The organism is Capilliphycus salinus ALCB114379 (assembly GCF_047276495.1).
GTDB classification, from domain to species: domain Bacteria; phylum Cyanobacteriota; class Cyanobacteriia; order Cyanobacteriales; family Microcoleaceae; genus Capilliphycus; species Capilliphycus salinus.
This window is the reverse complement of sequence record NZ_CP178543.1, coordinates 7,469,293-7,482,928: the sequence shown is the minus strand read 5'-3', so window position 1 is coordinate 7,482,928 and position 13,636 is coordinate 7,469,293. Positions and strand designations below refer to the sequence as shown.

Annotated in this window: 15 protein-coding genes; 10 read left to right on the top strand and 5 right to left on the bottom strand. The window is 41.7% G+C overall.

Translation table 11 applies throughout. The features are described from left to right. The first annotated feature begins 6 nt into the window (after window positions 1-6). Window positions 7-573 (top strand): Uma2 family endonuclease, encoded by a 567-nt coding sequence (locus tag ACL6C3_RS30430; protein WP_413163868.1) that lies wholly within the window; start codon window positions 7-9, stop codon window positions 571-573. A gap of 146 nt (window positions 574-719) precedes the next feature. On the opposite strand, the gene ACL6C3_RS30425 is transcribed toward ACL6C3_RS30430, so the two are convergent. Continuing rightward, window positions 720-1,640, bottom strand: a complete 921-nt coding sequence (locus ACL6C3_RS30425; RefSeq protein ID WP_413163867.1) for an ABC transporter permease — start codon at window positions 1,638-1,640, stop codon at window positions 720-722. 54 nt (window positions 1,641-1,694) lie between these two features. Here ACL6C3_RS30425 and ACL6C3_RS30420 point away from each other — a divergent pair, with 54 nt between their 5' ends. Then, window positions 1,695-2,414: a Uma2 family endonuclease gene (locus ACL6C3_RS30420; protein ID WP_413163865.1), complete on the top strand. Its 720-nt coding sequence runs from the start codon at window positions 1,695-1,697 to the stop codon at window positions 2,412-2,414. A gap of 123 nt (window positions 2,415-2,537) precedes the next feature. On the opposite strand, the gene ACL6C3_RS30415 is transcribed toward ACL6C3_RS30420, so the two are convergent. Then, window positions 2,538-3,497 (bottom strand): ABC transporter permease, encoded by a 960-nt coding sequence (locus tag ACL6C3_RS30415; protein ID WP_413163864.1) that lies wholly within the window; start codon window positions 3,495-3,497, stop codon window positions 2,538-2,540. Between the two features lie 272 nt (window positions 3,498-3,769). On the opposite strand from ACL6C3_RS30415, the gene ACL6C3_RS30410 reads away from it, so the two are divergent. After that, window positions 3,770-4,003: a hypothetical protein gene (locus ACL6C3_RS30410; protein ID WP_413163862.1), complete on the top strand. Its 234-nt coding sequence runs from the start codon at window positions 3,770-3,772 to the stop codon at window positions 4,001-4,003. 40 nt (window positions 4,004-4,043) lie between these two features. Continuing rightward, a complete protein-coding gene (locus ACL6C3_RS30405) occupies window positions 4,044-4,448 on the top strand; it encodes a DUF4346 domain-containing protein (RefSeq protein WP_413168443.1) in 405 nt (134 codons plus the stop codon). A gap of 82 nt (window positions 4,449-4,530) precedes the next feature. Here ACL6C3_RS30405 and psb30 read toward each other — a convergent pair whose 3' ends face one another. Beyond that, complete coding sequence (gene psb30, locus ACL6C3_RS30400) at window positions 4,531-4,662, bottom strand: photosystem II reaction center protein Ycf12/Psb30 (protein WP_413163860.1); 132 nt, start codon at window positions 4,660-4,662, stop codon at window positions 4,531-4,533. A 264-nt stretch (window positions 4,663-4,926) separates the two neighbouring features. Here psb30 and ACL6C3_RS30395 point away from each other — a divergent pair, with 264 nt between their 5' ends. The 4 genes from ACL6C3_RS30395 (at window position 4,927) to ACL6C3_RS30380 (ending at window position 10,520) form a co-directional block, all read left to right on the top strand. Then, window positions 4,927-5,505 carry a Uma2 family endonuclease gene (locus ACL6C3_RS30395; RefSeq protein ID WP_413168442.1) on the top strand — a complete coding sequence of 193 codons (579 nt, stop codon included), beginning with the start codon at window positions 4,927-4,929 and terminating at the stop codon, window positions 5,503-5,505. 350 nt (window positions 5,506-5,855) lie between these two features. Next, window positions 5,856-8,744 (top strand): isoleucine--tRNA ligase, encoded by a 2,889-nt coding sequence (ileS, locus tag ACL6C3_RS30390; RefSeq protein ID WP_413168440.1) that lies wholly within the window; start codon window positions 5,856-5,858, stop codon window positions 8,742-8,744. A 94-nt stretch (window positions 8,745-8,838) separates the two neighbouring features. After that, window positions 8,839-9,429, top strand: a complete 591-nt coding sequence (locus ACL6C3_RS30385) for a Uma2 family endonuclease (protein ID WP_413163859.1) — start codon at window positions 8,839-8,841, stop codon at window positions 9,427-9,429. 26 nt (window positions 9,430-9,455) lie between these two features. Next, the gene (locus ACL6C3_RS30380; RefSeq protein ID WP_413163858.1) at window positions 9,456-10,520 is read left to right on the top strand and encodes a WD40 repeat domain-containing protein; all 1,065 of its coding nucleotides are present in this window, start codon (window positions 9,456-9,458) and stop codon (window positions 10,518-10,520) included. Between the two features lie 211 nt (window positions 10,521-10,731). On the opposite strand, the gene queG is transcribed toward ACL6C3_RS30380, so the two are convergent. Further along, window positions 10,732-11,628, bottom strand: coding sequence for a tRNA epoxyqueuosine(34) reductase QueG (gene queG, locus ACL6C3_RS30375; protein ID WP_413168439.1), 897 nt, complete (start codon window positions 11,626-11,628; stop codon window positions 10,732-10,734). 292 nt (window positions 11,629-11,920) lie between these two features. On the opposite strand from queG, the gene ACL6C3_RS30370 reads away from it, so the two are divergent. Then, complete coding sequence (locus ACL6C3_RS30370) at window positions 11,921-12,433, top strand: orange carotenoid protein N-terminal domain-containing protein (protein WP_413163856.1); 513 nt, start codon at window positions 11,921-11,923, stop codon at window positions 12,431-12,433. Window positions 12,434-12,528: 95 nt separating this feature from the next. Further along, window positions 12,529-13,029, top strand: coding sequence for a nuclear transport factor 2 family protein (locus tag ACL6C3_RS30365; protein ID WP_413163854.1), 501 nt, complete (start codon window positions 12,529-12,531; stop codon window positions 13,027-13,029). 63 nt (window positions 13,030-13,092) lie between these two features. Here ACL6C3_RS30365 and ACL6C3_RS30360 read toward each other — a convergent pair whose 3' ends face one another. Beyond that, window positions 13,093-13,527: a hypothetical protein gene (locus ACL6C3_RS30360; RefSeq protein ID WP_413163852.1), complete on the bottom strand. Its 435-nt coding sequence runs from the start codon at window positions 13,525-13,527 to the stop codon at window positions 13,093-13,095. Between the last annotated feature and the right edge of the window lie 109 nt (window positions 13,528-13,636).

Below are 13,636 nucleotides of genomic sequence, written 5' to 3'. Positions count from 1 at the left end.
TCACCCATGACTCAGAAAACTGCGAATCAAGTTTACTGGACAACGGCAGATTTAGAGTTATTACCGGATAACGGATGTCGGTATGAAATTATCGAAGGAGAGTTATTTGTGACCAGAGCGCCGCATTGGAAACATCAAAATGTTTGTGTCAACGTTTGTAGCTTGCTAAAAACTTGGTCTAAACAAACGGGTTTGGGAGAGGCGACAATTGCACCCGGAATTATTTTTACAGAGGCTAATAATGTTATTCCTGATGTGGTTTGGATCAGTCGCGAACGATTAGAAGTTTCTCTGGATGAAGCCGGACATTTAATTGAAGCACCCGAATTAATTGTAGAAGTTTTATCTCCCGGTGAGAAAAATCAACAGCGCGATCGCCAAGTCAAACTTAAACTTTATTCGACTAGAGGAGTGCAGGAATATTGGATTATAAATTGGGAAACTCAGCAAGTCGAAATTTATCGCCGCGAACAGGCAATTTTAACATTATTTGCAACGGTTATAAGTGGCGATGAATTGACCAGTCCGTTATTACCGGGGTTTAGCTGTTTTGTAAATGAACTGTTTATTTAGTTGAATTGATCGACTAATATTATGTTCGGTTGATTAATTCTGTTATGGGGTGGGGCGGGTTTATCTAATTCTCTGAGTAGTAATCAAAGATATTGTAGAACCCGCCCCTACGGTTGGGATTATTGATTAGTCGGACATAATATAATTTATCGTTTAGATTGCGGGTCGAGTGCATCTCTTAAACCATCTCCGACGTAGTTAATACAAAGAACCGTTAAAAAGATAGCTAAACCGGGAAATAATGCCATGTGAGGCGCCGTTTCAATATAGTTTTGAGCATCATAAAGCATTCGTCCCCAAGTGGGAACATCGGGGGGAAATCCTAACCCTAAAAAACTGAGTGTTGATTCGGTAATAATCGCATTTCCGACGGCTAAAGTTGCGGCGACAATAATTGGACTGAGAACATTTGGGAGAATATGAACCCAAATTAAACGGGTGGGTTTGGCGCCGATGGCCTTCGCTGCGGTCACAAAATCCATTTCTTTTGTTGTTAGAAAACTCGCCCGAACCAACCTCGCCACCGACATCCAAGTTAATCCGCCAACCACGAGAACAATTAACATAAAAACGCCGATTTCTGGTCCCGCAACTGCTTTCATGGGTTCGCGAAAAAGGTAGATAACCAGTAACAACAAAGGAAGCTGAGGTAAAGAAATAAATAAATCGGTCATTCGCATCAATAAACTGTCAATAATTCCCCCATAAAATCCCGAAATTGCTCCGATTAATGTGCCGACAAAAATAGCAACCATCATCGCCGCTACCCCAACGGTTAAAGAAATTCGTCCGCCTACTAACATTCGAGCGAGTTGATCTTGTCCGAGATCGTTGGTTCCAAAAGGGTGTTCCCAACTGGGAGGAGAAGCGGAGTTTCCAAAGTCTATTTTATCAATCGGTGTTGTATAAATTAACGGCAAAAACACAACAGCAGCGACAATTAATAGCAAAACAATTACCCCGAAAACCGCCATTTTATCCCGTTTAAATCGCCGCCAAGCGTCGCCCCAAAGCGTTCGGGGTTTGGTAAGTAAGTTGTTGGATTCAGATTGATTAATAGAGGTCATAATTTAACGAATTTGTTTTAAGATAGAAAGAAGAACACTAGCGAGGAGAATCTCATGGTTTCTCAACTCGAATCTCAGACTTCTTCCGAGGTTAATTATCCCGAACGAGATAGTCAACCGATGTCAGACAATACCATTCAGTTTCGCTGGATTCTCACTCTTTACTATAACTTAGAGTGGTTATTTACTCACGATCCGGCTGTATTTGTTGCGGGGGATTTGCTTTGGTATCCGGTTCAAGGCAATAATAAAATTCGTCAAGATCCCGATATTATGGTTGTGTTTGGAGTGGAGAAAGGCGATAGGGGTTCCTATCAACAGTGGAATGAAGGAAATATTACACCCCAAGTTGTTTTTGAAATTCTCTCTCCCGGTAACACATTAACGGAGATGAATAAAAAGCAGGTTTTTTACGATCGCTATGGGGTGGAAGAATATTATTTGTATGATCCTCTCAAAAATGATCTGAGTGGTTGGCTGCGAACGGATGAACGTTTGGATGTTATTGATGATATCAACAATTGGGTGAGTCCTCGATTACAAATTCGGTTTGAATTATCCGAGAATGAACTCAAATTGTATCATCCCGATGGAAAACGGTTTTCAACTTATCTGGAAATTCAAAACCAGTTACAAGAAGCCGAACAACAATTAGAACAGGAACGTTTGCGAGCAGAACAAGCCGAACAACAATTAGAACAGGAACGTTTACGAGCAACAAGGTTAGAGGAGTTATTACGAAACGCAGGAATCGATCCCGAACAAAACAGTTAATTTACAAAATTCCTAAATAATTTCAGGAATATTGTAGGGGCGGGTTCTGTCAAAAATCTATGCTTTCTCAGCAATAACTTAAATAAACCCGCCCCCTCTTTTGCATTCTTTTTTCAGTTTATATTATTTGTATTGAATCCTGGGATCTAAAATTCCATACAAAATATCAGCAATTAAATTAAAGATTACCACCAAAATCGCATAAATAAACGTAATCGCCATCACAACCGGCGTATCGCTGCGATAAATCGATTCAACGAGTAACGCTCCAATTCCCGGTATTCTAAAGATTTGTTCGGTGATTAACGCTCCGGTAAACAAACTGGGAATATCCAACGCAATTAACGTGACAACCGGAATTAAAGCATTTCGCAAAACATGACCTTGAATGACCGTAAAATTGGGCAATCCTTTCGCGTAAGCGGTGCGAACATAATCTTGATTTAACTGTTCTAACATCGAAGATCGAATAAACCGCATCAACACCGCAGATTGATATAAAGCCAACACAGAAATCGGCATAATCGACTGTTTGATTTGTTCGATAAACGTTTGCCAATTTGTCACTTCTAAGGTACTATTGTAAATGAAGGGAAACCAATTTAACTGAACGCTGAAAATAATGATAAACAGTAACCCCGTGAAAAAAGGCGGCAATGAAAAGCCCAGAAAAGCGAAAGTAGTCGCAATTTGATCGAAAATAGAATAACGTTTGATTGCCGAGATTATCCCCAGAGGAAACGCAATTAAAACCGCTAGAAAATAGGCAGATCCCGCCACCCATAATGTCGTTGTCAAACGTTGTAAAATTAATTCGCTCACAGGGCTGCGACTGGTAAAAGAATAACCCATATCGCCTCGAATAAACGCCCAAGCCCATTTTAAATAACGAATCGGAATCGGCTGATCTAAACCCAAAGAACGGCGAATATTTTCTCGCACTTCTGCTGTAATTGAGGGATTGGTTGCAAATTCTCCCATCGGATCTCCGGGTGCGAGCGCTAAAATTGCAAACACAACAATACTAATTGCGATTAAAGTCGGAATGGCACTCAAAAGACGATTAATTAGATATCGGGTCATAAACGCTTAACATTAAAAATTAGAACAGCAAGTTTATTTTGATCTCAAATTTGATTATATCTGGAGATGCAATTAAATTGTATAATTATTGTTAGCGACCGCCCGATATTGTCTTGATTGCTTCGATAAAACGCCGACTCTATTGAGTTGCGAACTTGCTATAGGTATAAGTTGAGAATCTCCCTATAGATGGAGGGGAAATAAGTTTATCGTTCGTTACGTTGGTGGAAGACTTAAGTTCAAACATTTTTAAGCATCAGGGGATTTTAGCAATGTATCAGATTAATAATTTTTGGCGTCGTGTCGCTCAAATGACCCTAACGACGGTTATAGTTAGTGCGCTTTGGATATTACAATTTTATTTGATTTCACTTCAAGTTTCACCCAGTTTCAAGGGTAAAAATATTGATGAGACGGCTTTAGTCAAAGAAAGTCAGAGTGCGATCAACTCCATACCCCAGAAGTTGAAAGAAACCTGCACAATGTTACCATCTGCTTCTTGCTAGAGGTATAATTAAAGATTGAGATCTGTAATGTTTGGCAACTGTGTCTATTCAATCTAGTTCAAAAATTCCGACGCCTGAAGAAATCAAAGCGATTGATGATCGGCTTTCCCAGCGCTTTATTCATCTCGATCCTGCGGGTTACTTTATCATTTATGTGGATCGGGAAGCGGGTTTAATTTGCGCCGAACACTATAGCAACAACATCAACGATCAAGGACTCGCCGTAGACCCGGAAACGGGCGAACCTTTCCCCTGTACGGGCGGTTTGAAGCGCAGACCGACCGCAATTTTTAAGGGAAGAACGGCGAAAGAATTGGGGATAAAAATTACAGAAGAAACCGAACCTTGTCCGTTAAGCTGTTTCGATCACGCGCTTTATTTAGGACGAGAATTTGTTCGGGCAGAAATCGCACTCACAACCGGGCAAGAGTACGTTCAAGACTAACAGAAATTCCTGAAAAAATCGCCAAACTGGGGGATAAGTGAGAACGAATTTGAATCGTTCCCCTAGCCCCCAGAATAAACTTTTACAGGTCGCCACCCCGAAAAGCCAACAAAAAGATGACCACGGGGCCAGCAATCACAATCAGCGCTAACATCGTAAGCTGGGCGATCAGTTCAAAGTTGATGTTGCCGAAAAAGTTGGTGATAAAGTCCATTGTTCCTCCCGAAAAAAGCCAGTAGATGAATGAAAGATTGAGTTATGCTAAGAACCAACTGTTAATCATACAGGCGATCGCACGTTTTTTTAATAATTGTTACAAAACTAAATATTTGAGGGTCGGGCTTGTAGAAGAAGCACTGGGGACTGAACCCCGACCGATTTAAAATTAATAATAATAACTCGACAATCAAATCAAGCATGAGTTTGTCCGAGGGGGTTTTCGGGATAAGTAATGATTCAACCTAGCGATATTCTGACGATGACTGCTTATACAATTGATTTTAGTTCCGTTTTTGAAATGACCGACGAACAATTTTATCAACTTTGTCGGAAAAACCCGGATATTAAATTTGAACGGAATGCCACCGGTGAATTGATTGTGATGTCACCGACGGGGGGAGAAACCGGAAACAAAAACATTGAAATTGCCGGAGATTTTGTCTTTTGGAATCGTCAAAATCAACTCGGTAAACTGTTTGATTCTTCAACAGGTTTTAAACTCCCCAATGGTGCGAATCGTTCTCCCGATATCGCTTGGATAAAACAATCAAGATGGGATGAACTCACGCCGGAAGAAAAAGAGAAATTTCCGCCGATTGCACCGGATTTTGTCTTAGAATTAATGTCTCCCTCCGACAGTTTAACCGCAACCCAAGCCAAAATGCAAGAATACATGGAAAATCAAGTAAGGCTAGGTTGGTTAATTGAACGAAAAAATCGTTACGTTGAAATTTATCGCTTAGGAAAATCAGTAGAAACGTTAAATTCTCCCCGGACTTTATCGGGAGAAGAAGTGCTACCCGGATTTATTCTTGATTTACAAATTGTCTGGAGTTAAACTTCACTCAAGTAACCCGTGTTAATTTCCGCAGTCCTATTAATTCACTGTATGAAGATGTTGTTTTTCCCGATGAAAATTTACAATACTCTATTTTGAGTTGACCCGCAAAACTTTTTTCAAAACTCATAAAAAAATTAGTGTTTATTCTTCTCGGGGGGAATGTTGGTGAAGTCAATCAACTTGACGGCGTATGTATTATAATTGTAATATAGTCTGAATACAAACAGACAATCTAACAATCTGACAGCGTGCCAAACTTCTACGGTAGACTAAAGGTTGTATTGCAAGCTAGCCGAAAAAGGTAAATCATGGCTGAACGTAGCGATGTAAACGGAAAAGAACAAGAAATGGCAGCCAAATCCTACAAAGATACGGTGAACCTGCCAAAAACCAAGTTTGATATGCGAGCAAACGCCGTCAAACGCGAACCCCAATTACAAAAATTTTGGGCAGAAAATCAAATTTATGAACGCCTTGGCGAAAATAATCCGGGTGATGCGTTTATTTTACACGACGGGCCGCCCTACGCCAACGGTGCGTTACATATCGGTCACGCCCTCAATAAAATTCTTAAAGATATTATTAACCGTTACCAACTTTTGCAGGGGCGAAAAGTGCGTTATGTTCCCGGTTGGGACTGTCACGGTTTGCCGATTGAATTGAAAGTTTTACAGCAAATGAAACAGTCCGAACGGGAAGAACTCACCCCGTTAAAACTGCGTCAAAAAGCAAAAGAATTCGCCCTAGAAACGGTTGAACAACAGCGAGAATCTTTCAAAAGATACGGCGTTTGGGGAGATTGGGATCATCCCTATTTAACCCTCAATCCCGAATACGAAGCCGCCCAAATTGGCGTGTTTGCCCAGATGGTTCTCAAGGGTTATATCTATCGAGGATTAAAACCCGTTCACTGGAGTCCGAGTTCAAAAACAGCCCTAGCTGAAGCCGAATTAGAATATCCGGACGGGCATATTTCTCGCAGTTTATTTGCGGCATTTCCGATCACAAGTTTAGCGGAATCTGTCAAATCAGAATTAACCCCATTTCTGCCCGATTTGGGCGTCGCCATCTGGACAACAACACCCTGGACAATTCCGGGAAATTTAGCCGTTTCTTTGAACCCAGAATTAACTTATGCCGTCGTAGAAACGGATAAAAAGGCGGAACATCCCCTTCCGTTTAAATACTTGTTGGTCGCGGCAGAATTGGTCGAACGCCTATCAGCAACCTTCGCCAATAACCTAACCGTAAAAGCGACAGTCAAAGGCGAAAAATTAGAACATTCCACCTACAAACATCCCCTGTTTGATCGCGAAAGTCCGGTGGTAATTGGGGGAGATTATGTTACCACAGAATCCGGTACCGGACTCGTTCACACCGCCCCCGGTCACGGTCAAGAAGACTTTATGGTGGGTCAACGCTACGGTTTACCTGTTTTGTGTCCGGTAGATGCGGATGGAAACTTTACCGAAGAAGCGGGAGAATTTGCGGGTTTAAATGTTCTCAAAGATGCCAATGAAGCGGTTATTAACGCCCTAGAAAAAGCCGGTTCATTAATTAAAGAAGAACCCTACCAACACAAATATCCCTACGATTGGCGAACCAAAAAACCGACCATTTTTAGAGCGACAGAACAGTGGTTTGCTTCCGTTGAAGGGTTCCGCGAAGAAGCCTTAAAAGCCATTCAAAATGTGCGTTGGATTCCCGCCCAGGGCGAAAATCGCATCACGCCAATGGTCGCCGAACGTTCAGATTGGTGTATCTCCCGACAGCGGAGTTGGGGCGTACCGATTCCCGTTTTTTACAACGAAGAAACCGGCGAACATTTGATGAACGAAGAAACCCTTTCTCACGTTCAAAATATTATCGCCGAAAACGGTTCCGATGCGTGGTGGGAAATGTCCGTTGAGGAATTATTACCCGAAAAATATCGCAAAGATGCGGCAAAATATCGCAAGGGAACCGATACAATGGATGTTTGGTTTGACTCCGGTTCTTCCTGGTCAGCAGTTGCCAAACAACGGGGTTTGGGTTATCCCGTCGATATCTATTTAGAGGGTTCGGACCAACACCGGGGTTGGTTTAATTCCAGCTTGTTAACCAGCGTTGCAAATTACGGTCACGCCCCCTATAAAACGGTATTAACTCACGGATTTGTCCTTGATGAAAAGGGACACAAAATGAGTAAATCGTTGGGGAATGTTGTTGACCCTGCGGTTGTAATTGAAGGCGGTAAAAACCAACAAAAAGATCCCCCCTACGGTGCCGATATTTTGCGGTTGTGGGTGTCGTCGGTTGATTATTCGGCGGATGTGCCTTTGGGTGGAAATATCCTCAAACAGATGTCGGATATTTACCGGAAAATTAGAAATACAGCCCGATTTTTAATTGGTAATCTGCACGATTTTGACCCAGAAAAAGATGCGGTTGCTTACGAAGATTTGCCGGATTTAGACCAATATATGCTGCATCGAATCACGGAAGTTTTTACAGAGATTAAAGATGCCTTTGATCAGTTTCAATTCTTCCGATTCTTCCAAACCGTTCAGAATTTCTGCGTTGTCGATCTGTCTAATTTCTACCTCGATATCGCCAAAGATCGGCTGTATATTAGTGCAGAGAATGCGTTCCGACGTCGCAGTTGTCAAACGGTGTTGGCTGTTGCGTTAGAAAACCTCGCCAAAGCGATCGCACCGGTTCTCTGTCACATGGCGGAAGATATTTGGCAAAATTTACCTTATTCGACTCCTTATTCATCGGTATTCGAGTCGGGTTGGGTGAAATTGGAGGATAATTGGAAACAGCCTCAACTGGCTAAATTCTGGCAAAAATTGCGGGAAATTCGCGCCAAAGTTAACCAAGTGATGGAAAAAGCGCGAAAAGAAAAGATGATCGGTTCGTCTCTGGAGGCGAAAGTTTTGCTGTACGTTGCAGATGAAAATCTACGCCAACAGTTGGACGAAATGAACCCGTCAACCGCAGAATTAAAACAGCATAACGGCGTGGATCAGTTACGTTATCTGTTTATTTGTTCCCAGGTTGAACTGTTAGAAAACTCCAACAAGTTAAAAGGACTTGAATACAGCGATGAGTCCGAAGATTTGGGGATTGGTATCGTGAAAGCCGAGGGCGAAAAATGCGATCGCTGTTGGAATTATTCGGTTCATGTGGGTGAGTCTACTGAAGATCCAACCATTTGTGAACGCTGCGTCGCCGCTTTAGCCGGTGAATTCTAAAACACCCAAAAGTAGAGTGCGTTAACATCATTTGACGTACTCTACTTTTACCTATTTTTATCATTAATTCAATCCCAGTTTAATTCTAGCAATTATGGATACAGAAACGCTTTCTTTACCTTCTCCGTTGGCTTTAACCGTTGATTTAACCGACGAACAATTTTTTCAACTTTGTCAAAATAATCGAGATTATCAATTTGAACGAACAGTCAATGGAGAACTAATTATTATGTCACCAACCGGAGGCGATACCGGAAATCGAAATATAGAACTCGCCTATCAACTACAAGCTTGGAGTCGTCAGAATAAACTTGGTAAAGCCTTTGATTCTTCTACGGGTTTTAAGCTTCCGAATGGTGCAGAACGTTCTCCTGATGCGTCTTGGATAACAATAGAACGATGGAATACATTAACCCCTGAACAACGCGAAAAATTTATTCCACTTTGTCCCGATTTTGTCGTTGAATTACGTTCTCCTTCGGATTCTTTAAAAAAATTACAGGAAAAAATGCAAGAATATCTCGAAAATGGTGCAAAATTGGGATGGTTAATCGATAAAAAACAACAACAAGTGGAAATTTATCGCCCAGAACAACCTGTAGAAATATTAACATCACCAAAAACCTTATCGGGTGAGGATGTGTTACCCGAATTCATTTTAGATTTAAAATATATTCTTTACTAACTGATTATCAATCGGGTAAAAAATTGATGAAACTTTTTAATTCTGTTAAGTGGAAACGCCCATCTTTAAGCATTTTAGTGAGTATCACTGGAATTTTTATTATCTATATTTGGGAATTTATTCCATTCATTCAATCCAAACGGAAATATTGTTCTCATCCTGCTGTTGAATCTCCCTACTGTAATTTCTCAGTTATTCACACTTTAGAAGGAGATCCAACGGCTTCTGATATTGCTATGAATAGCGATGCTAAAATATTAGTCAGCGGTGGAGAAGATAAAGCGATTAAAATTTGGGATTTACAAACGGGAAAATTAGAAAAAACCTTTTCTAGCGATTCCGGTGTCATTAACACTTTAGCAATTTCATCCGATGGAAAAACGGTGATTACTGGTAGTGGCGATCGCATTGTTCGGATCTGGGATATTACTTCAGAAAAACCCCCTCAAATCCTCAAAAGTCACTCGGGAAGTGTTCGGGATGTTCATCTTTCCTCGGATGGTAATACAATTATTAGTCATAGCGAAAACGAAGTCAACGTTTGGGATATTAACACCGGACAACTAAAAGCAACATTGAAATTGCCCTATTTCAGGTTAAAAGATGTTAGTTTAGATGGTAAAACCGTACTGATTCAATTATCAAATAGTCAACTGGTGGCTTGGGATGTACCAACAAACCAGCAAAACGTTATTCCGAAATTGTCTAATTTATCCATAGCACGCCTCAGTCTAGATGGACAGAAAGTGGTCGGTATTAAACGCACCGGAAAACGGAATTTTCAGCTAAAAGTATTTGATATTAAAACCCAAGAATTTAAAGCAAAACAGCGATTTTCACGCCATTTATTTAGAATAAATAATATTACCTTTAGTGAAAATGTCGCCATTGGCAAGACTCCGAAAGGATTAACGGTTTGGAATCTGGAAACCGCCCAACTCGAAGCGACTCTCAATCAAAAGAATTTAGAAGATTTAAACAGAGAAGATTTTAGTCATTTAGTTGTCAGTCCAGACGGAAAAATATTAGCGGGAATTACAGGTAAGGATTACCTCAAAAATACAAAAATAATAGTCTTACAGCGACCCTGAACTTTCAAGCGAAAAGAGGGCGGGTTTATTTAACTGATTTTCCGGGAAAACATACATCAACTCGAACCCGCTTTTACATCCAGCCAGGGCGGGTTTATTTAACTGATTTTCCGGGAAAACATACCTCAACTCGAACCCGCTTTTACATCCAGCCAGGGCGGGTTTATTTAACTGATTTTCCGGGAAAACATACATCAACTCGAACCCGCCCCTACAGTAAATTTTTTCGGGCATTTCGTCGCCACATTTCGGGTTTAATTCGTCGCAGCGCCGAAGCGGTAAATTGTTCGTTCCATTCTTCCTCCGAAAGTTCTGCCAAATCACTTAATTTCGGGTCAAGATTTCCCGGATAAGGTTGAAACCCTTCCTCATCTGTTTCTTGGGCAAATCGTTGATTCCAAGGACATACATCCTGACAAATATCACAACCGGCAACCCAACCGTTTAAATCAATATTCTCCGGTAATTGTTCGGCTCGATTTTCAATGGTATGATAAGCTATACAAAGATTAGCATCCACAACAAAAGGTTCTGTAATCGCATTCGTCGGACAAGCCTCAATACAGCGAGTACAAGTTCCACAATGTTCGGTATGGGGAGAATCCGGAATTAATTCTAAATTCGTTAAAATTTCCCCCAAAAACACCCAAGAGCCATATTCTCGCGTAATCACATTACTATTTTTCGCAATCCAACCGATACCCGCCCGTTGCGCCCAAACTTTATCCTGTACTGGCCCGGTATCGGCATAATATCGCGCTTGAATGCCTTCCCCTTGGGCTTCCAACCCGTGAGAAAACGCTTTCAACTTCTTGTGCATCACTTTATGATAGTCTCGTCCCCAACCATAGCGGGAAATTTTGCCATAGTCCGCCCCTTCCGGGCGTTGGTGAGGGGTGTAATAGTTCAGCGCCACGCAGATAACAGACTGCACCTCCGGCATCACTTGACGAACATCCTGACGCCTGGGGTTTGCCATCCAAGCCATATCCGCTTGATAGCCTTTATTCAGCCAAGCCTGCAACCGTTCAACTTCGGCTTTGGGTTCGATAACGCTTGCTATCCCAACTTTGTGAAATCCGAGCCTCAAGGCTTGCAGCTTCACCAGACGGGTTAACTCTTTTCTGTTCCCCGTTCCCCGTTCCCCGTTCCCGACTTTCACAGACAAATCTAACTTTTCTCCGAGTAGTTATCACAGTTATATCTATCAATGTAGCGATCGCATTTACCTTCGGACATAAATTAGGTATAAAAATCTATGATTATTACAAATCAAATTTATTTGCAAGTTTTATTTGCAAATCTTAAATTAACGTTACATAATAAAAGTCAAGGGAAGCAAGACTCACCAAGGTCCGCTCCTGAGAACGGTTGTTTACCAAGGAGCCTTAAAAGCTGTTATGACTTTTACTACTGAGTCCTCAACTGCAAATTTTGCCAAAGTATTCGTTTCCAGCGATCCTAATGCTGTTGCCCGTGTAACCTCAAACTTCAAAGCTCTCAACGTAGACGAGCAGCTTGCTGTTCTGTGGTTCCTGTACACCAAGATGGGTCGCACCATCACCCCTGCCGCTCCCGGCGCCGCCCGCCTCCAGTTTGCCGAAGGTCTGCTCAACGATATCAAGCAGATGCCCCCTCAAGATCAACTCCAAGCAATGCGCGACATTGCGGCTTCTGTAAACAATCCGATTAGCCGGGCCTACGGTGTTCTCGGTGCCAACACGAAGCTAGCATTTTGGTATCAGTTAGCTGAATGGATGAAACAAGGGTCTGTAATTGGAGTACCGGCCGGTTATCCCGTTTCTCGCGCTTCAAGTCAAGCGATCGCTGCCATTGAGCAGTTAGAATTCAGCCAACAAATTACCGTTCTGCGGAATGCCGTTTCAGGGATGGGAATCGATCCCCTCGCCTAGTTAATCTATAATAGAACCGGAGCAGCGATTATAAAAACGGATCGCTGTTCTTTTGTTTTATTTGAAGTTGTCAATTGAAAACAACATTGAACGTTATGACGACAAGAACTTTATCAAATTCCGATAGTCTGCTGCAAATAGAAGGGATTACAGAACCCCGAGTTATACGATATTTTGAAACCCTCAACGCCGGAGATTTTCAAGAAACTGCGGCTTTATTTGCAGAAGATGGCGTCTTAGAAGCACCCTTTGAAGATCGCCTTCACGGACGGGTTGCGATCGCCAACTATTTAGAAGCAGAAGCTCAAGGAATGCAGCTTAAACCCCAAGAGGGAGTTAGCCAAACCTTAGACAAGGGTCAGCAGCAAATTCGCGTTATGGGGAAAGTGCGAACCCCTTTATTTTGGGTGAATGTGGCTTGGCAGTTTATCTTACATCCCAATGGGGAAATTGCCGTTGTTACGGTTAAGTTGCTCGCTTCTCTCCAGGAGTTATTTAATTTACAAAACAAATCTCAAAATCAATCTCAAAATCAATCTCAAAATCAATCTCAAGATTTATCTCAAAATCAATCTGAAAATTCATCTCAGAATTAGGATTGAAAGCCGGGTGGGATCTCAATCAATATTTTCAGCCAAGAACCGCGTTGCTTTTTTAACCTAAGCTCTAGCCGGAAGTTGCAGAGAACGGGCTAACAATTCTCGTCCCAACTCTATATCTTTAGCCGAACATTTCCAGTCGGGATGGCTGGTCATCAGCAAGCTTTCAACGGTTTCTTGATCGAACAGGTGCCAAACTTTGATCGGGGCGTTTTGATCTTCGATCGCGTAGCAATTTTCACTAATGCAGTAAATAATACAGCTTCCTGCGGCTCGCTCTATTGTCATTTGTTGTCCCGGTTGCAGCGATCGCCAAGCCCGAATCATTTGTTTAAATTCTGTTGCCGACGATACCATTAAACCCGGTAGAACGACCGTTAACTGTTGATCCCCGTTGACCTGAATCCAATAATGGCGGGAAGGATCGATACCTTTCAACCAAACCGATTCATCATCTAAACGATAGCGGGGGGCAAGTGGAAATAGCTGATTCATATCAGTCTCCTTTTTTTAAAATATCATCAAAACTTATTTCAGATATTATTGACTTACCCCTCGAAAAGATTGCAACTAAAATTTACAAAAATTAAAAATGAGCCGATTT